The 18,184-nt window shown below is 59.7% G+C and carries 18 protein-coding genes; 3 read left to right on the top strand and 15 right to left on the bottom strand.

All coding sequences use genetic code 11. The features are described 5' to 3' along the window. Positions 1-82: 82 nt before the first annotated feature. The 4 genes from GT753_RS08735 to ydgH form a co-directional block, all read right to left on the bottom strand. Positions 83-478: a pyridoxamine 5'-phosphate oxidase family protein gene (locus GT753_RS08735; RefSeq protein ID WP_004938299.1), complete on the bottom strand. Its 396-nt coding sequence runs from the start codon at positions 476-478 to the stop codon at positions 83-85. Positions 479-509: 31 nt separating this feature from the next. Next, a complete protein-coding gene (locus tag GT753_RS08730; protein WP_015377985.1) occupies positions 510-995 on the bottom strand; it encodes a hypothetical protein in 486 nt (161 codons plus the stop codon). A 220-nt stretch (positions 996-1,215) separates the two neighbouring features. Then, entirely contained in the window at positions 1,216-2,607 is a 1,392-nt protein-coding gene (locus GT753_RS08725) for an amino acid permease (protein ID WP_160125522.1), read from the bottom strand. Between the two features lie 244 nt (positions 2,608-2,851). Continuing rightward, positions 2,852-3,802: a DUF1471 family protein YdgH gene (ydgH, locus tag GT753_RS08720; protein WP_004938291.1), complete on the bottom strand. Its 951-nt coding sequence runs from the start codon at positions 3,800-3,802 to the stop codon at positions 2,852-2,854. Between the two features lie 118 nt (positions 3,803-3,920). On the opposite strand from ydgH, the gene GT753_RS08715 reads away from it, so the two are divergent. From GT753_RS08715 to pntB, 3 genes are all read left to right on the top strand, one after another. Next, entirely contained in the window at positions 3,921-4,190 is a 270-nt protein-coding gene (locus GT753_RS08715) for a hypothetical protein (protein WP_157699294.1), read from the top strand. 149 nt (positions 4,191-4,339) lie between these two features. After that, positions 4,340-5,869, top strand: coding sequence for a Re/Si-specific NAD(P)(+) transhydrogenase subunit alpha (pntA, locus tag GT753_RS08710; RefSeq protein ID WP_004938288.1), 1,530 nt, complete (start codon positions 4,340-4,342; stop codon positions 5,867-5,869). A gap of 10 nt (positions 5,870-5,879) precedes the next feature. Beyond that, a complete protein-coding gene (pntB, locus tag GT753_RS08705) occupies positions 5,880-7,274 on the top strand; it encodes a Re/Si-specific NAD(P)(+) transhydrogenase subunit beta (protein ID WP_015377983.1) in 1,395 nt (464 codons plus the stop codon). Positions 7,275-7,335: 61 nt separating this feature from the next. Here pntB and uspE read toward each other — a convergent pair whose 3' ends face one another. From uspE to GT753_RS08650, 11 genes are all read right to left on the bottom strand, one after another. Further along, positions 7,336-8,298, bottom strand: a complete 963-nt coding sequence (gene uspE / locus GT753_RS08700) for a universal stress protein UspE (RefSeq protein ID WP_004938281.1) — start codon at positions 8,296-8,298, stop codon at positions 7,336-7,338. A gap of 126 nt (positions 8,299-8,424) precedes the next feature. Then, positions 8,425-9,189: an FNR family transcription factor gene (locus tag GT753_RS08695; RefSeq protein ID WP_004938278.1), complete on the bottom strand. Its 765-nt coding sequence runs from the start codon at positions 9,187-9,189 to the stop codon at positions 8,425-8,427. A 280-nt stretch (positions 9,190-9,469) separates the two neighbouring features. After that, on the bottom strand, positions 9,470-9,994 hold the full coding sequence (ogt, locus tag GT753_RS08690; protein WP_004938274.1) for a methylated-DNA--[protein]-cysteine S-methyltransferase: 525 nt from the start codon (positions 9,992-9,994) through the stop codon (positions 9,470-9,472). 219 nt (positions 9,995-10,213) lie between these two features. Then, complete coding sequence (locus tag GT753_RS08685) at positions 10,214-10,525, bottom strand: hypothetical protein (RefSeq protein ID WP_015377982.1); 312 nt, start codon at positions 10,523-10,525, stop codon at positions 10,214-10,216. A 306-nt stretch (positions 10,526-10,831) separates the two neighbouring features. Continuing rightward, positions 10,832-11,686: a tagatose bisphosphate family class II aldolase gene (locus tag GT753_RS08680; RefSeq protein ID WP_033632947.1), complete on the bottom strand. Its 855-nt coding sequence runs from the start codon at positions 11,684-11,686 to the stop codon at positions 10,832-10,834. A gap of 9 nt (positions 11,687-11,695) precedes the next feature. Beyond that, positions 11,696-12,862, bottom strand: a complete 1,167-nt coding sequence (locus GT753_RS08675; protein ID WP_160125521.1) for an SIS domain-containing protein — start codon at positions 12,860-12,862, stop codon at positions 11,696-11,698. A 26-nt stretch (positions 12,863-12,888) separates the two neighbouring features. Beyond that, complete coding sequence (gene agaR / locus GT753_RS08670) at positions 12,889-13,659, bottom strand: transcriptional repressor AgaR (RefSeq protein WP_021503775.1); 771 nt, start codon at positions 13,657-13,659, stop codon at positions 12,889-12,891. 334 nt (positions 13,660-13,993) lie between these two features. Beyond that, positions 13,994-14,899 carry an ROK family protein gene (locus tag GT753_RS08665; protein WP_041922243.1) on the bottom strand — a complete coding sequence of 302 codons (906 nt, stop codon included), beginning with the start codon at positions 14,897-14,899 and terminating at the stop codon, positions 13,994-13,996. Positions 14,900-14,917: 18 nt separating this feature from the next. Then, the gene (locus GT753_RS08660) at positions 14,918-16,201 is read right to left on the bottom strand and encodes a Gfo/Idh/MocA family protein (protein ID WP_160125520.1); all 1,284 of its coding nucleotides are present in this window, start codon (positions 16,199-16,201) and stop codon (positions 14,918-14,920) included. Positions 16,202-16,221: 20 nt separating this feature from the next. Next, positions 16,222-17,334, bottom strand: coding sequence for an ABC transporter ATP-binding protein (locus tag GT753_RS08655; RefSeq protein WP_004938255.1), 1,113 nt, complete (start codon positions 17,332-17,334; stop codon positions 16,222-16,224). A gap of 21 nt (positions 17,335-17,355) precedes the next feature. Next, a complete protein-coding gene (locus GT753_RS08650; protein WP_004938251.1) occupies positions 17,356-18,174 on the bottom strand; it encodes a carbohydrate ABC transporter permease in 819 nt (272 codons plus the stop codon). Positions 18,175-18,184: the final 10 nt, after the last annotated feature.

Here is an 18,184-nt window from a genome sequence, read left to right as displayed (position 1 = left end):
CGCCCGTTCATGGTTAGGCAATTGACTTACCGCGATGGCCTAACCATGAACGTGATGTCTCACGCCGCATGACGGCCGGTGTCTAGAGCTGGGTCCCGGCATTCGGGCCGGAGCGCAGGGTATAAATACTGTCTATATGAATTAACACCGCGTACTTCGGCGGCTTCATCCCATTTTTTTCCGCAAACGTCAACGCATCGTCAAACGGCTTGCCCGCCAGAAACAGTTCGGGCGTGCCAACGAAGCGGTAACCGTCCAGCGCCTCGCGATCGATGATCACCACGGCCATTTTCGAGCCGGCCTTGATGTTTTTCAGCGTTTGGCCACCGGTATTTTCGTTGTAAATCAGCGTACGGTCATCATAGAGGCGCAAAGAGCGCTTGGGGCCGATATCGGGAACGCCGTTCGGGCTGCTGGTCGCCTGCACAGGCAGCTGTTTAGCCAGCATCTTCTTCATCTCGTCATTCAATTCATTCATTACAGATGACCCTCAGATTGGTGTGTCACTTTTAATGCAAGGTAGCGGAAGCGTTGGCCGCCGGCGCGCAGACGCTGGTTTCCGGCAGCCGGTGTTCGCGCAGCAAGTGCAGAGTTTCAATCCTGAAACGCAGCAGGTGCCGTTCGGCGATCTGCTGCATCTGTTCGCACAGCGACGTATCGTCCAACAGTTGCTCGATAGCGACTCGGGCCTGATGAACATGCAGCTCGACGCCGCGAAGAGGCTTCTGCCGCAGGCGCAGATGGGTAATGTTGTTGAACGTGACGATCAGCGCGGCAAGGGCAGACTCGAAAATATTCAGCGCTTCAAATCTGGCGGTATATTCCGCATTCAGCCAGGGCTTCTCGGCGATGATCGCCTGAGCCCCCTCCAGCGCCTGTTGATAGCGCGCCATCGCCAGGCGATCGCGCCGCTGATTGAATGCCGTGTTGCCCTCAGCGATCCGTGCTTCCCAAGCGGCAAACAAGGGTAATGCGTGCAGCAGTTTCTCAGCCATGAAATGCCTTCCATTTTCAGCCTGTCTTCATCCGCCGCCTGACGCCTCTCGCCAGGGGCACTCGCGTCTTACTATTGACCAGTAAATGATAATGATAATTAATTGCATTTGAGATCGCAAGCGTGGCGCATGGCTGACTGTACAAAGGGGGGAAACGCGGTAGCAGGGGAAAAAGAGGAAGCAAAATGCGGCTGACGGGCAGCCGCATTGACGGGGCACTTTAGTGCAGCATAAACCAGCCGGCGGGCAGCGTGGCCACCAGCAGCAGTAAGATGCTGCCTTTTTCCAGGCGATTCAGCAGATTGATATCCTGATGGCCGCGGCGGGCGTACATGAACACCAACAGGCCCGGCGCATACAGCAGCACCGACATCAGCAGGTGCATCAGCCCGGAAGCGTACAGCAGCCATAAACCATAGACGCAGGCGCCGGTGGCGGCGAAGATCAGGCGTTTGTCGCGGCGGCGGTAAGCCACCTTGAACAGAAACGCGCCGACCAGGAAGTAAGGCACCAGGATCATCTCTGACGCGATGGTCAACAGCGAGTTGTAGTTGCTGCCGGTCAGCCAAATCAGCACCAGCGCCAGTTGCACCGCGATGTTGGTCAGCCACAGCGAAGAGGACGGGGCGTGATGGCGGTTCTGCTTGCCGAACACGCGCGGAAACGCGCCGTGCTGCGCGGCCAGCAGCGGCACTTCCGCCGCCATGATGGTCCAGCTCAGGTAGGCGCCGCACACGGAAACGATCAGGCCGGCGGCAATGAGCACGTCTCCCCACGGGCCGATCAGTTCTACCATCAGCACCGCCATCGACGGATTGCGCATCTCTGCCAGTGCGCTGCGCGGCACCACGCCCAGCGACAGCAAGGTGACCATCAGATACACCGCCAGCGCCGACAGCACCGCCAGCATAGTGGCGCGGCCCACGTCTTTCTTATTGCGGGCGCGGGCGGAAACCACCACCGCGCCCTCCACGCCGATAAACACCCACAGGGTGATCAGCATGGTGTCCTTGACCTGTTCCCACACCGGTTTGCCGAGGGCGATACCGTTGAAATCCAGTGTGAACACGTCCATTTTAAAGGCGATCGCCGCCAGAACGGCGAACATCCCCAGCGGCAACAGCTTGGCGAGGGTGGCCGCCAGATTGATGCTGGCGGCGGTTTGCACGCCGCGCAGCACCAGCGCGTGCACGATCCACAGCAGGGCGGATTCGGCGATCAGCGCCTGCCAGGTATTGCCGTCACCGAGGATAACGTTGCCACCGCGATCGGTAAAAATGCTCAGCGCCGCGAACACGATCACCAGATACGAGACGTTGGCGATCACGGCGCACAGCCAGTAACCCCAGGCGGAGCAGAAGCCCACCAGTTCGCCGAATCCTTCTTTGGCGTAGGTGAAGATGCCGCCGTCCAGATCCGGACGCAAACGCGTAAGCAACAGCATGGCGAATGCCAAAAACAGAATGCCGACGCCGGTGATCCCCCAACCCAGCAACAGCGCGGCGGGGCTGGCGACCTGCGCCATGTTTTGCGGCAGACTGAACACGCCGGCGCCCAGCATCGAGCTGAGCACCAAAGCGGTTAGCGCGGTAAGACCGAGTTTTTTTTCCAATGACGGATCCTGAACGCAGAATAAACAACTGGAAGGGAACTGCTTGGCGGCAACAATGTATTAACAACCACTGCGCGAATAGACAATAGCCCTAAAAATTGGCGCAAATTCTACGGAGGGATGATTAGAGATGCAATGATTGAATATGCGGAATTTACAAAAAACTATTCAACACGCGATGGAAAAAGCGGCAATAAAAACGGGCAGCTCAAGGGCTGCCCGATGGTAAACCTAAAAACGGGTTTTATTTGAACAGATCGGCGCTGACGGTCAGGTTGCCGCCGCTCTTGTTCTGCCACTGGCGGGTGACGTGGTAGTACTTGGCGCCTTTCTCGGCCGCGCGTTTCGCCACTTCGGTGGAGACATCGGTCATGCTGTTGAAGTGGCCGGTGAAGGTGACGGAATCGAACGGCACCATCTGCGCGGCGGTCACGTTGTTCACTTCCTGGATCTTGGTGCCGTTAGGCAGCGTGACGGTATAGCGTTGGCCGGTAGAGGACTGGGTTTCGAAGAAACGGCCCACTTCGCGGCTTGGCGAACCGGAAGACGCGACGCCAGGAATTTCGACTTTCGCGGCTGCGGCGCCGCCGGCGGCCAGGGCGGCGCGGCCGGCGTCAGAATCGGCTGGAATGGCGTCCGGGCTCTGCACGCGGCGTTTCGGCGCATCGGCCTTATAGATGTAGGCGGTGACGAACTGGTTGCCGCCGGAGTTGGCGTCAACCTGGCGCACGATGAAGAACGAAGCGGCGCCTTTTTTCTTCGCTTCTTTGGAGATGGCGTCGTTGATGTCCGGCTGGCTGCGGTAGAAGCCGCTGACGCTCACGGTATCGTAAGGCTCCAGCAGGTAGGCTTCCTCTTTAGGCAGTTCGTTCACGCCGTTAAATACGCGGTATTTTGGTGTTTTGCTCACTTCTGGCGCATCTTTATGATAAAGGTCTGCGGTGACGCGCCAGTTGCCGCCGTTGTTGCTGTTGTTGCTGTCCTGGATATAGAAGGAATCGGCACCCAGTTTGTCTGCACGGCGGGATACGGCGTCGACGGCTTCATTGATGGCATTGAAGCGGCCGGTAATCGTGATGCGATCAAACGGCTTCAGCGCCGCTGCTTTCTCAGGAGTTAACTCTTGCGCCGCATGAGCAGACAGCGCGGTGAGTGATAACAAGGCTGACGCGATGATCGTGGTCTTCAGCTTCATAAAAAATCCTTTCGCCTAGCGCATTAACGTTTATAACGTACTGAACTGTTTAAGTGTAATTCAGCCGTCGATTATTACATGTAATTCTGAAAACTGTCTCAGCATTTTATGTTATCCCGTGCGACAAATCGCCGATGGCGACGCGGGGCGCACGGATGGCACCGCCGTCATAAGTTTCCATAATAACGGCTTTGGTGTCATTAATGTTAATTATTCACAAAATGATAACTTTTATGCTTTTACGCCGCGCGCGGCCATAAATCGTTACGCCGGGCGTAAACCTCCTGTCACGCAGAATGTGCTGTTCTGTATGGATTTTTTCACTGTAAATTGCGATTTGTCATATCGCGCACGGCGTTTTTATGTAAAAACAGGGATGAATGCGTAAGCAATTATGGATCATCGACCTTATTTTCAGTAGGTTATAGTTGGCGCCTGAAATCAGTGCGGGCAAGTTAATGCAACGCTCGCCGGCGGCGCCGTGCTATGGGCAGGAAAATAATAAACATCATCCAAGACAGGTGAGAAGGGAACATTATGCGTATTGGTGTACCAAGAGAGCGGTTGGCCAATGAAGCCCGGGTCGCAGCCACGCCGAAAACGGTGGAACAACTGCTGAAGCTGGGTTTTACCGTCGCGATTGAACGCGGGGCGGGCAAACTGGCCAGTTTTGAAGACGTCGCTTACGAAGCCGCCGGCGCGGCGCTGGTCGACGAAAGCGAAGTGTGGCAGTCGGATCTGATCCTGAAAGTCAACGCGCCGCAAGACGACGAGATCGCCTTGATGCGCGAAGGCAGCACGCTGGTCAGCTTTATCTGGCCGGCGCAAAACCCCGAATTGATGGCCAAGCTGGCGGCGCGCAACGTCACCGCGCTGGCGATGGACTCGGTGCCGCGCATCTCGCGCGCCCAGTCGATGGACGCGCTGAGCTCGATGGCCAACATCGCCGGCTACCGCGCGATCGTCGAAGCGGCGCATGAGTTCGGCCGTTTCTTCACCGGCCAGATCACCGCCGCCGGCAAAGTGCCGCCGGCCAAGGTGATGATCATCGGCGCCGGCGTGGCCGGCCTGGCGGCGATCGGCGCCGCGGGCAGCCTCGGCGCCATCGTGCGCGCCTTCGACACCCGCCCGGAAGTGAAAGAGCAGGTGCAGAGCATGGGGGCGGAGTTCCTCGAGCTGGATTTTGAAGAGGAAGCGGGCAGCGGCGACGGCTACGCTAAAGTGATGTCCGAAGCCTTTATCAAGGCCGAGATGGCGCTGTTCGCCGCGCAGGCGGCGGAGGTTGACATCATCGTCACCACCGCGCTGATCCCGGGTAAACCGGCGCCGAAGCTGATCACCAAAGAGATGGTGGCGTCGATGAAGCCGGGCAGCGTGATCGTCGATTTGGCGGCGCAAACCGGCGGCAACTGCGAACTGACTGTGGCCGACACCATTACCGTGACCGACAACGGCGTGAAAATCATCGGCTATACCGATCTGCCGAGCCGCTTGCCGACCCAATCTTCGCAGCTGTACGGCACCAACCTGGTCAACCTGCTGAAGCTGCTGTCGAAAGAGAAAAACGGTGAGATTGACATCGATTTCGACGATACGGTGATCCGCGGCGTTACCGTGGTGCGCAGCGGTGAAATCACCTGGCCGGCGCCGCCGATCCAGGTCTCGGCCCAGCCGAAAGCGGCGCCCGCCGCCGCACCGGCCGCCAAACCCGAAGCCAAACCGACCTCGCCGTGGCTGAAGTATGGCCTGATGGCCCTGGCGATCCTGCTGTTCGGCTGGCTGGCGGACGCGGCGCCGAAAGAGTTCCTGTCGCACTTTACCGTGTTCGCGCTGGCCTGCGTGGTCGGTTACTACGTGGTCTGGAACGTCAGCCACGCGCTGCATACCCCGCTGATGTCGGTTACCAACGCGATCTCAGGGATTATCGTGGTCGGTGCGCTGCTGCAAATTGGCCACGGCGGCTGGGTGAGTTTCCTCTCCTTTATCGCCGTGCTGATCGCCAGCATCAATATTTTCGGTGGGTTCACCGTCACTCAGCGCATGCTGAAGATGTTCCGCAAGAACTAAGGGGTAACAAATGTCTGGAGGATTGGTTACAGCTGCATACATTGTTGCCGCTATTTTGTTTATTTTCAGCCTGGCGGGCCTGTCGCGTCATGAAACGTCGAAGCAGGGCAACCTGTTCGGCGTCGCCGGCATGGCGATCGCGCTGATCGCCACCATCTTGGGGCCGGATTCCGGCAACGTCGGCTGGATCATCATCGCCATGATCATCGGCGGCTCGATCGGCGTCTATCTGGCCAAGAAGGTCGAGATGACCGAAATGCCGGAGCTGGTGGCGGTGCTGCACAGTTTCGTTGGCCTGGCGGCGGTGCTGGTCGGCTTCAACAGCTACCTGGATCACGGCGCGCCGATGGAGCCGGTGATGGCGAATATCCATCTGACCGAAGTGTTCCTCGGCATCTTTATCGGCGCCGTGACCTTCACCGGGTCGATCGTCGCTTTCGGCAAGCTGCGCGGCATCATTTCTTCCAAACCGCTGATGCTGCCGAATCGCCACAAGCTGAACCTGGCGGCGTTGGTGATCTCGTTCCTGTTGCTGGTGGCGTTCGTGCGCACCGACAGCGTGGGCTGGCAGGTGATAGCGCTGCTGCTGATGACGGCGATCGCGCTGGCGTTCGGCTGGCATCTGGTCGCCTCGATCGGCGGCGCCGACATGCCGGTGGTGGTGTCGATGCTCAACTCTTACTCGGGGTGGGCGGCGGCGGCTGCGGGCTTCATGCTGAGCAACGATCTGCTGATCGTCACCGGCGCGCTGGTGGGCTCTTCGGGGGCTATACTGTCTTACATCATGTGCAAGGCGATGAACCGTTCGTTTATCAGCGTGATCGCCGGCGGTTTCGGCAGTGACGGTTCATCCACCGGCGAAGCCGAAGAGATGGGCGAATACCGTGAAACCACGGCGGAAGAAGTGGCCGAGCAACTGAAGAACTCCACCTCGGTGATCATCACCCCGGGCTACGGCATGGCGGTGGCGCAGGCGCAGTATCCGGTGGCGGAAATCACCGAAAAACTGCGGGCGCGCGGCGTGAAGGTGCGTTTCGGCATTCACCCGGTCGCGGGGCGCTTGCCGGGCCACATGAACGTGCTGCTGGCGGAAGCGAAGGTGCCGTACGACGTGGTGCTGGAGATGGATGAAATCAACGACGATTTCCCGGATACCGATACCGTGCTGGTAATTGGCGCCAACGACACGGTGAACCCGGCGGCGCTGGAAGATCCGCGCAGCCCGATCGCCGGCATGCCGGTATTGGAAGTGTGGAAAGCGCAGAACGTGATCGCGTTCAAACGCTCGATGAACACCGGCTACGCCGGCGTGCAGAACCCGCTGTTCTTTAAGGAGAACACTCAGATGCTGTTCGGCGACGCCAAAGACAGCGTGGAAGCGATTCTGCGGGCGCTGCAGAAGTAGAATTGGGCAACCAAAGAAAAACGGGCCGCTTTTCAGCGGCCCGTTTCTTTATGAGCGAAGCCTAATCTTCGTCGTCGTGTTCGTCGTCTTCATCCGCTTCGATCGGGCAGTTGAAGTTTTCCGGTTTAATCACCAGCAGGTCGCATTTCAGATGATCGATCACATGTTCCGCGGTATTGCCGATAAAGGCGGCTGAAATGCCTGTGCGGCCCAGGGTGCCCAGCACCACCACGCCGGCCTGCAGATGTTCGGCCAGATCGGGGATGACCTCTTCCGGCAGGCCTTTTTCCACGTGGGTGAACTCTTCCTTAATGCAGAATTTCTGCCGCAGCGCCTTCATGGCGATCAGATGCTGGCCGCGAATGGCGTCGTTGTAGACACTCGGGTCGAAGTCGGGCAATTCGATGGCGATGTTGATCGGGGTAACGGGATAGGCGCCGACCAGGTGAACCTCGGTCTGATTGACGTTTTGCGCCAGTTCGACGGTTTCTTGCACCAGTTTGATATTGAGCGGGTCGTGATAGGGTTCTTCGCTGGCCAGATTGACCGCCACCAGCGCCTTGCCGCCTTCCGGCCAGGGCTGGTCTTTCACCATCCACACCGGGCAAGGGCATTTGCGCAGCAGGTGCCAGTCGGTGGGGGTAAAGATCACCGACTCCAACCGGTCGTGCTGGTGCGCCATTTTCAGCAGCAGGTCATGTTGACCGGACAGCACTTCCTGAATGATGGCTTCGAAGGGGCGGTTATGCCAGACCACTTTGATTTCGATCGGCACGCCGTCGTTGAGATAAAAGCGGCACTGCTCGTTGATCCAGGCGGCGCGTTGGCTGATCACACCTTGCCGCATCGCCGTTCTTTCATCCGGGGAGAGCAGGGTCGTCATTTCGTAAGAGAAGTCATAGATGGGCAGGAAGGCCTTGATGCGCCCGCCGTTCCGTTTTACCAGGTACACGGCGCGGCGCAATGCCGGCTGATCGTCCTGATTGGGGTCAATAGCCACCAGAAGATTCTGATACTTCGCCATAGGGCCTCCTTACAGCTGAAATCAACAGTCTGTTAATTTACAGAGTAACCCAACATTGAAAAACAGAACAACAACGGAAGCGTGCCGGATCAACAATTTCGGTGAAATGTTGATCCGGCGGGGGGATCAGGCGTTGACGGTCACGTTGATGCGCGGCGTACCGGCCAGCACCGACAGCGCGTCGGCGTTTTCGATGGTGATGTATTTGCCTTTCACGCTGAGAATTTCGCTTTTCTGGAAGCGGCCCAGCAGGCGGCTGATGGTTTCCACCGTCAGGCCGAGGTAGTTGCCGATGTCGCCGCGGGTCATGGTCAACCGGAACTCACGCGGCGAGAAGCCGCGCTCCGCAAAGCGGCGCGACAGGTTGTAAACGAACGCCGCCAGGCGCTCTTCGGCGTTTTTCTTCGACAGCAGCAGGATCATGTCCTGGTCGCCTTTGATCTCGCCGCTCATCAACCGCATGATTTGCTGACGCAGGTTCGGCATTTTGCCGGACAGATCGTCGAGGGTCTCGAACGGGATCTCGCACACCATCGAGGTTTCCAGCGCCTGAGCGAAGCTCGGGTGCTTCAGGCCGCCGATGGCGTCGAAGCCTACCAGGTCGCCCGCCAGGTGGAAGCCGGTGATCTGCTCATCACCTTGCTCGGTGATGGTGTAGCTTTTGATGGTCCCGGAACGGATCGCGTACAGCGATTTCAGCTCGTCGCCGGCCTTGAACAAGGTCTGGCCTTTCTGGATGGGCTTCTTCCTCTCGATAATGTTGTCGAGCTGATCCAGCTCGTGAGCATTGAGGGTGAAAGGAATGCACAGCTGGCTGATGCTGCAGTCCTGGCAATGGATCGCACAACCACCAGACTGGATACGACGAATCACGCGTTTTTCCGGGATCATAGATTACGCTCATTCAATAATTGATATGAGTCAATTTTAACATCTTTTGCTGCAGCTGATAAGGGTGGCATTAGCATGAATAGGGGTATTGTGTGCGAATTTTGCGCACACATGCCGCCGATTGTTCTGTATCGGACTGAAGTTATGAGTATTATTTGTGACTTATGCGTTTTATTCACACAAGTTATTAATAGTGCCCTGCGGGCACGAGCGCGGCGTTGGGCACTGTGCTTTATTAAGCAGCGCCAAACAATGGCGCTGGATAAGCCGATCGCAGCGGCTACAGCAAACTTTTCGGCAGGTAGCCTTCATGCTGCAGCAGCCACTGCTTGCGCTGTACGCCGCCGGCATAGCCGGTCAGCGCGCCCTGCGAACCGATCACTCGATGGCAGGGCACCACGATGCTGATCGGATTTGAACCGTTGGCCATGCCGACGGCGCGCGAGGCGGTCGGACGGCCGATGCGTTGCGCCAGCTGGCCGTAGGTCAGGATCTCGCCACAGGGGATTTGGCGTAGCTGTTGCCAGACGGTGCGCTGGAACTCGGTGCCGGCGGTCATCACCGGCAACCGATCGATAATGCTCAGTTCCCCGGCGAAATAGCGCTGCATGGCGTCGGTCAGCCCGCTGGGATCGCGCTGTTCGCGCAGGGTAAACCGATCGGCGCGGTAGTGGGTGTTCAGCAGCTTCATCAGGCGCGCTTCGTGATCGGTCCAGTCGATCGCCCGCAGGCGCCCCTGTTCATCGGCAATCAGCACCAGTTCTCCCACCGGCGTGGCGGTACGATCAATCAAAAAAGTCTGCATCTGGCTCACTCCTCAGTTTAGTGTGGCGATTATCGCATGAACTGGGAGGGAGCGATGGCGGATTTCGGACATGCTGATGGGCAACCGCAGGGTTGCCCGAATAGCCGGCTTACGGTAAGGCGGGGAGTTATTGTGCGATAAATTTATAAAATAAATTTATAAGTCATCAAGACAAGTTGTGTCTTGTTTATTATTTCAGCAGGCAATAACGCTTTGTGCTTACTTATAGCTGATAGTCACGCGCTTTAAATGGGGATCGTTATTAACCAACTCACTGCTGACGGCAGAAACTAATTCTTTTGGCATCTCTTTTAACGAAGAGGATATATACCCGTTCTGATATTCCGTCACTTTACCGAAGCAGCTGGAGATAAGCTTTTCATCCTGATGTTTGACGGTGCAGGCCGGCGTGGTAATGGCGCCGGTGAAGCGCACGACGCCGGAGGCGACCTGGCTGCCGGAAAGCGGTTTTGCTTGCAGAGCGAAGGGCAGAATGACCAATGCGCTTAATACGGCTAAGTAATGGTTCATATGCTGTTCCTTTCAGAGTAAAAACACTGCCAATTAAAAAACAAGCGCGCTTGTTTTCATCAAATAAGCTATTTCGCTTGGAGAAATAAAAACGAATGGGCAAAAATCCTACTGCCCGCATTCAATGAATTTGATAATAGGGAGGTAGGATGAGTAAAACCATGATTTGGATCATAGTGAAGGCCGGTTAATGATTTCAGGCGCAGGCGGGATAACAGGCTGTGATCGTTCTCTCAGGAAAGTCGGACAAGGGCGGGCCGTTTTCGCCCTCGTTGCGCGGCCGCAGCAACGGGGGCGAGAGCGGGATTACAGCATGCCGCTGCTGCCGCAGATGCGGATCTTTTCCGCCACCACTTCTTTCATCGCCAGCTTGCCGGGGACGATGTATTTGCGCGGATCGTTGGCGTCCGGGTGCTGCGAAAAGTAGCTTTTTACCGCATCGGCGAAGGCGATTTTCAGTTCGGTGGCGACGTTGACCTTGCAAACGCCGAGCGAGATCGCGCGCTTGACCATCGCTTCCGGAATGCCGGAGGCGCCATGCAGCACCAACGGCACGTCCACCTGTTCGCGGATCAGCGCCAGGCGTTCGAAGTCCAGCTTCGGTTCGCCGTGGTACAGGCCGTGGGCGGAACCGATCGCCACCGCCAGTGAGTCGATGCCGGTGGCGGCGACAAACTCGCGCGCGGCGGCCGGATCGGTATAGAAGCTGTCCGCCGTATCGACGATCAAATCGTCTTCCTGCCCGCCCAGGCGACCCAGCTCCGCCTCCACGCTGGCGCCGTAGCGGTGGCACAGGGCCACTGCGGCGGCCACCTTGGCGATGTTCTGTTCAAACGGCAAGTGGGAAGCGTCGATCATTACCGAGCGAATGCCGCTTTTTACCTTGTGCTCGATGTCGTCCAGTTCTTCGTGATGATCGAGATGCAGCGCCAGCGGCAGATCGTAGCGGTGCGCGGCCGATTGGCAGATGCCGATCAGGTAGTCGGTGCCGGCATAGCTGAAGGTGCCGGGCGTGCCGGCCATGATCACCGGCGAGCGCAGCTCGGCGGCGGTCTCCGCCACTACCTGCACGGTTTCCAGATTGTGGACGTTAAACGCCGGCACGGCGTAACCCTGGCGCTGCGCCTTGAGCAGCATGTCTCGGTTGGCTATCAGATACATGGGATCTCCTTACAGCTCGGGGGAAGGAAAACGGTAAATCGTCACGCCTTTCACCACCCGGTTAACCTCGCCGGTCGGGCAAGGGTTGTCCGGGGTCAGCCCCAGCGCCAGCGAACTCTCGAAGGCCAGCATCTGGCTGAACAGCAGATACGGGAACAGCAGCCAGATATCGTCAGCGGCATCGTGCATATGCAGCAGGGCATCGGCGAGAGGTTGGCGTTCGCCGGTCAACCCGACCAGCTGCATCGCCTGCCCATCGCGCTGCAGCTCGTTCCACAGGTCGCGGTCATACTGACGGGCGTAGTCGTGGTGGGAGAACATCAGCACCACCAATGTCTGGCCGTCGACCATAAATTTCGGGCCGTGGCGCAGGCCGAGCGGCGAGTCGTAGCGCGTAACGATGCGGCCGGCGGTCAGCTCCAGCATCTTGAGCGAAGCCTCTTCGGCGAGGCCGGTAAAGCAGCTGCCGCCGAGGGTGATATAACGGCGGAAACCGCTGGCGGCCAGCGCCTTCACCTGCGGCTGCAGCGTTTCGCGCAGTGTGCGGCAGCGCTGCACCATGGCGTTCAACGGCGCCTGGGCGGCCTCAAGCGACGTTGGGCCGAGCAGCAGCGCGGCGCTCAGCATCATGCAGCTGAAGCTGGAGGTCATGGCGAAGCTCTGATCGTTGGCGCCCTGCGGCATTACCAGCGAGCAGACGTTGCCACGCTGATGCGCGTACTGCGCCAGCTGGCTGTCCGGGTTGCACACCAGCATCAGATGATAGCTTTCCGGCAGCAATTGATCGGCCAGCTCCACCGTCGCCACGCTTTCCGGGCTGTTGCCCGAACGGGCGAAGGAGACCAGCAGCGTCGGCCGGTCAGGGTCGAGATACTGCAGCGGGTTGGCGACAATATCGGTGGTGCCGTAAGCCACCACGTCGCGGCCGGTGCGTTCGCGCAGCCAGGGGGCCAGGGCGCGGCCGGCAAATGCCGAACTGCCGGCGCCGCACAGCACGATTTGCAGGCGCGGATTGGCCAGCAGCGGCGCCAGGAACGGCTGCCATTGCGCCTGTTGATCCTGCAGTTGGCGATGCAGCGTCGCCCACAAATCCGGCTGTTGCCAAATTTCTGCGGCGGTATGCCAGGCGTTGCGCTGCTTCAGCCAATTCGTCTCGTAAGAGAAATACGCGTTCATGATGACAGCTCCTTAAAAAGCCTCGGTTAACGGTCGGCGATAATCACGTCGATCCCTAAATGGTGCAGCGCCTGCAGATAGTGTTCAGGAATGCGGCTGTCGGTGACCAGGCGGTGGATCTGGCCGATGTCGCGGATCATGCAAAAGCTGGTGCGGCCGAATTTGCTGGCGTCGGCGATGGCGATGACTTCGCGCGCCACCTCGCACATCACCCGGTTCAGCTGCGCTTCGCCCGGATCCGGCGTGGTGATGCCGCTCGCGAGATCGAAGCCGTCGACGCCGAGAAAAAGCTTGTCGAACCGATACTGGCGCAGCTGTTGTTCGGCGGCGGGGCCGTACAGCGACCAGGCTTTGCGGCGCACGCTGCCGCCGACCACCATCAGGTCGATCTGCTCGTTGTTGGCCAGTTCGAAAGCGATGTTGAGCGCGTTGGTCATCACCACCAGATCCTTTTTCCCCGCCAGCTGCGGCGCCATTTGGCTGGTGGTGGAGCCGGAGTCGAGGATGATGGCGTCGCCGTCTTCAATCAGCGCCGCCGCCGCGCAGGCGATGGCGTGTTTTACGTCGCGATTGATGCGGCCCTTGTCCTGCAGCGGGCGGTCGAAGGCGAACTGTTTATTCAACATGGCGCCGCCGTAGGCGCGCACCGCGCAGCCGTGTTTTTCCAGCTGGCGCAGATCGCTGCGGATGGTGACGCTGGACACCGAAAACTGCTGGCTAAGCTGCTCCACGCGCACCGTGCCCTCGCGGCACAGCTGGTCGATAATTAATTCCCGGCGTTTTGCGGTATTGATCATTAATGCAGACTCCTGATTTACCTGTAGCCGTGCCCGACCGCGGCTTAATAAGCCGCAGCGATACCGACCGGAGCGCTTTCAGTTGTTCGTGGCGAATTACAGCAAACGAAACACTGAAATGCAATCGATTAATTTTAAAATATCTATATCTATCAGTTGGTTATATTTGATTTCGCTTTCGGTTGAGCGGCAACCGAAAGCGGTGTTAACGCAAAGTGAAAACGGCAAATTCGTTATTTTTCAGTCGCCAATTCCCTGCGCTTATTCATTCAGCCCATCGATGCCGAAAGCCGCAGCGATCGCTCGACAACCGCCGGGCTTTCACTGTTTTTTTTTATGCCGGCGCGCTTAAAAGCGCTGCGCCGCGCACGCCGCTGCTGTCACCGTGCACCGGCGGGAACACCGCCGCCGGCTCCATGCCAGGCAGCAGCCAGCGCCGCATCGCCGGCGGCAACAGCCGGTACAGCTCGCCGACGTTGGACAGCCCGCCGCCCAGCACGAAAGCATCGACGTCCAACAGCAGCTGTAAGCCGGCCAGCGCGCAGGCCAGGATGTCGACGTACATGGTCATCAACCGTTGTGCGAGCGCATCACCGGCACGATAGCAGGCGACCAGCGCCGGCACGTCAGCGGCCGGATGGGAGAAATGGCGGCTCAGCGCCAGCAGCCCACTGCCGGAGACGTAGCGTTCAAAGCAGCCGGTCAGCCCGCAGTTGCAGCTGAACAGCGGCAGATCGTAACGTTGCGCCAGCTGGGCCGATATCGGCATATGGCCCCATTCGCCCGCCACGCCGCTGCGCCCCTTGTGCAGTTGCCGGTTCACCACCAGGCCGCCGCCGGCACCGGTGCCGATGATGGCGCCGAACACCAGCGGCAGGTGCGCGGTTTGCGGCGTGCTGGCTTCCGACAGCGCGAAGCAGCGGCAGTCGTTCTCGATGGCGATAGGTCGCGCCAACGCCTGCGTCAGGTCATCCGCCAGGCAATGCCCGGTCAGGCAGGGCACGTTGACCGCTAACTGGCGGCGGCTGACGGGATCGGTGATCCCCGGTAAACCGATGCCGATGCTGCCGCGCGTGTGCAGTTCGCGATCCGCCTGCTCGGCCAGCCCGGCGATGCAGGCCACGAACTCGCCGTAATCGCCGGTTGGGGTGCGCACCCGCTGGAGCAGCACCTGATTGAGTCGGCGATCGTAAGCGGCCATTTCAATTTTGGTGCCGCCGATGTCGAAGCCGTAACGCATCTCTCTCATCGCCATGCTTTAGGCTCCGCTCAGGGTGACCACCGCCGCCTCGCGGCGTGCGCGTTCGGCGGCGAACACCATCAGGTGGCTCTCCAGCGCTTCCGCCGGGCCGGCCAGCACCTGGCTCGGATCGTTGGCGCGAATGGCCGCGATAAAGTGCTGCATCAGGTAGTAGTCGCCGCCGCCGTGGCCGGCCATGGCGTGCAGATCCTGGCCGGCGTCGGTGTCGTAATGCGTTTCACCGTCGTCGAGGAACGAGGTGATGCGAATATGGCGGCCGTCGCCCTCCAGGCAGCCGCGGCTGCCAAAGATGCGGGTGTGCCGATCTTCGTGGCGGGTAAAGGCTGTCATGGTGAACGACGCGGTGCGGCCGCCGGCGAACTGCATGTTGACCACCTGATGGTCGACCACGTTATTGTCGCAGCGGTAGACGCAGCGGCCGTAAGGCCCGTCGCGCAGCGCCGCCCGCAGCGTCGTCTGGTCGGGTTCTGGCGTCAGCACGCGCAGAAAACCGGGCGTGGCCTTGTGATTGTCGCCCAGATAGATGCGTTTGGCGGAATAGGGGCAGGACGCCTCTACCGCGCAATCCAGGCAGTTGTCCGCCGCGCCGGCCGGTTGGTTTTCCTGGCGGAAGTGGCGCAGGTTGCCGAAGGAGCTGACCTGTTCGCAGGGCTGCTCCATCACGTAGCGGATCCAGTCGATATCGTGGCAGGATTTCTGCAGCAGCATAAAGGCGGCCTGCCGATCGTTGCGCCAGTTGCCGCGCACGAAGGAGTGCGCCTGATGCCAGTAGCCGACCGGTTCCAAATGTTGCAGGCTGATGATGTCGCCGATCGCGCCGTCGCGCAGCAGCTGCTTGAGCTTTTGGGTATAGCGGGTGTAACGCAGCACGTGGCCGACCGAGAAGATCAGCTTTTGGCGCGTCACCTCGGCGACGATGGCGCGGCACTCGTCGGCGTCCGGCGACAGCGGTTTTTCCAGCAGCATGGCGTAGCCCTGGCGGGCGAAGGCCAGCGCCGGCTCCAGATGCATCTGATCCTGGGTGCAGATCAGCACCGCGTCGGCCAGCTTGCCGGCGTCGGCGGCCAGGCGCCAGTCGGTGAAGACGTTTTCCGGCGCGATGGCATGCTGCGCCACGAACGGCTCGCGGTAGGCGTCGCGCGGTTCCGCTACCGCCACCACCTGCATCAAATCGGGATGCGCCAGCGCATAGCGCGAGTAGATCTCACCGCGCGCCCCGGCGCCGACCACCAGCACCCGCACCGGGCGATGGGCAAAGCTGTTGGGTTGTGTTGACGACATTGCTGGATACTCCGCTGTTGTTATTTGAGGTTTTGGCCGCTGAGCTCGTCGAACAAATGCGCGCGCGTCAGATCGAATGCCAGATGAATGTTTTCGCCGAGGCGCGGCTCCCAATCCGGCAGCGACGCCATGCGCAGCACGAAGCGCAGATCGGCCAGTTCGCAGTGCAGCAGCTCTTCGTTGCCCATGCGCTCGATAGTGACGATCTGCGCCGGGAAACAGTTGGCGCTGCCGGGCGCGCACAGCCGCAAGGACTCCGGCCGGATGCCGAGACACACCCGCGCATGCGGGTAGTCCGCCAATTGCCGTTGCAGCGCAGGCGGCAGATCGAGCTGGTGCTGCAGGCCGATACGCAGCCGCACCGTTTGGCCGTCGCGCACGATCGCCAGATCGTGCAAATTCATCGACGGGCTGCCGATAAACTCGGCGACGAAACGGTTGGCGGGGTGGTGGTACAGGTTGATCGGTTTATCCACCTGCATGATGGCGCCGCGGTTCATCACGCAAATGCGATCGCCCATGGTCATCGCCTCGACCTGATCGTGGGTGACGTACACCATGGTGGCAGCGGCGCCTTCCTGCTTCAGCTGATTGTGCAGTTCGATCAGTTGCACGCGCATCGACACCCGCAGCTTGGCGTCGAGGTTGGACAGCGGCTCGTCAAACAGAAACACCTTGGGTTTACGCACGATGGCGCGGCCGACCGCCACCCGCTGACACTGGCCGCCAGAGAGCTGGCCCGGCTTGCGCTGCAGCAGGTTGGTGATCTCCAGCTTTTCCGCCGCGTCGCGCACCCGGCGGTCGATCTCGGCCTTGCTCTCTTTGCCGATCAGGCCGAACGCCATGTTCTTGTACACCGTCATGTGCGGGTACAACGCATAGTTCTGGAACACCATGGCGACGCCGCGATCCTTCGGCATGCTGTCGTTGACGCAGCGATCGTGGATCAGGATCTGCCCCTCGCTGACGCTCTCCAGCCCGGCGATCATCCGCAGCAGGGTGGATTTGGCGCAGCCGGACGGGCCGACGAACACCATAAATTCCCCATCCTCAATGTCCAGATCGACGCCGTGCAGCGCGTGGAAACCGTTGGGGTACACTTTTTTAACGCTGTTTAACTGAATTCCGGCCATGTCGTTTACCTTGTCTGCGCGTTAGCCTTTCACCCCGGCGCTGGCGATGCCCTGGATGAAATAGCGTTGGAAAATAATGAACAGCATCAGCATCGGGATCACCGCCATCAGCGCCCCGGCCATCAGCAACGGGTATTCCACCCCGGCGCGGCTGGAGAGCGAGGCCAGCCCAACCGGCAGCGTCAGCTTCTCGGTGGTGGTATTGACGATCAGCGGCCACATCAGGTTGTTCCAGCTCCACAGGCCGTTGATGATGACGCAGGCGATAATGCCGGGCCGGATCAGCGGCAGCATGATGCGCCAGAAGATGGCGAAGTAGCTGTAACCGTCGATCAACGCCGCTTCCTCCATCTCCTTCGGCACCGCCAGGAAAAACTGGCGCAGCAGAAAGGTGGCGTAAACGCTGAAAATGCCCGGCAGCACCAGCCCGGTGATGCTGTTGACCAGCCCCAGCTTCTGCACCACCAGGAATTGCGGGATCAGAAACGCCTGTCCGGGCACCATCAGGATCGACACGCACACCAGAAACACCGCGTCGCGGCCGCGAAAATGCAGGCGCGAGAAGCCATAGGCGGCCAGGGTGGCGATCGCCATCTGCAGGGTGACGGTGAAGAAGGTCGCCAGCAGCGAGTTGAGATAAAAACCGGCGAACGGGATTTCGTGCATCACCCGGCCGTAGGCCTGCAGGCTGGGATGCGCTGGCAGCAGCGTCAGCGGGATCTGAATGCTCTCGGCCTGGGTTTTCAGCGAGGTCACCAGCATCCAGATAAAAGGCACCACCGAGGCCAGCGCCGCCAGCCCCATAAACAGGTACACCAGCGTTTTTTTGCTTGCGTTCATGTGCAGCTCC

Source organism: Serratia sp. Z4, assembly GCF_009900725.1.
Taxonomy (GTDB): Bacteria; Pseudomonadota; Gammaproteobacteria; order Enterobacterales; family Enterobacteriaceae; genus Serratia; species Serratia nematodiphila.
The sequence above is the reverse complement of the archived record's forward strand: the minus strand, read 5'-3'. Positions and strand labels throughout refer to the sequence as shown.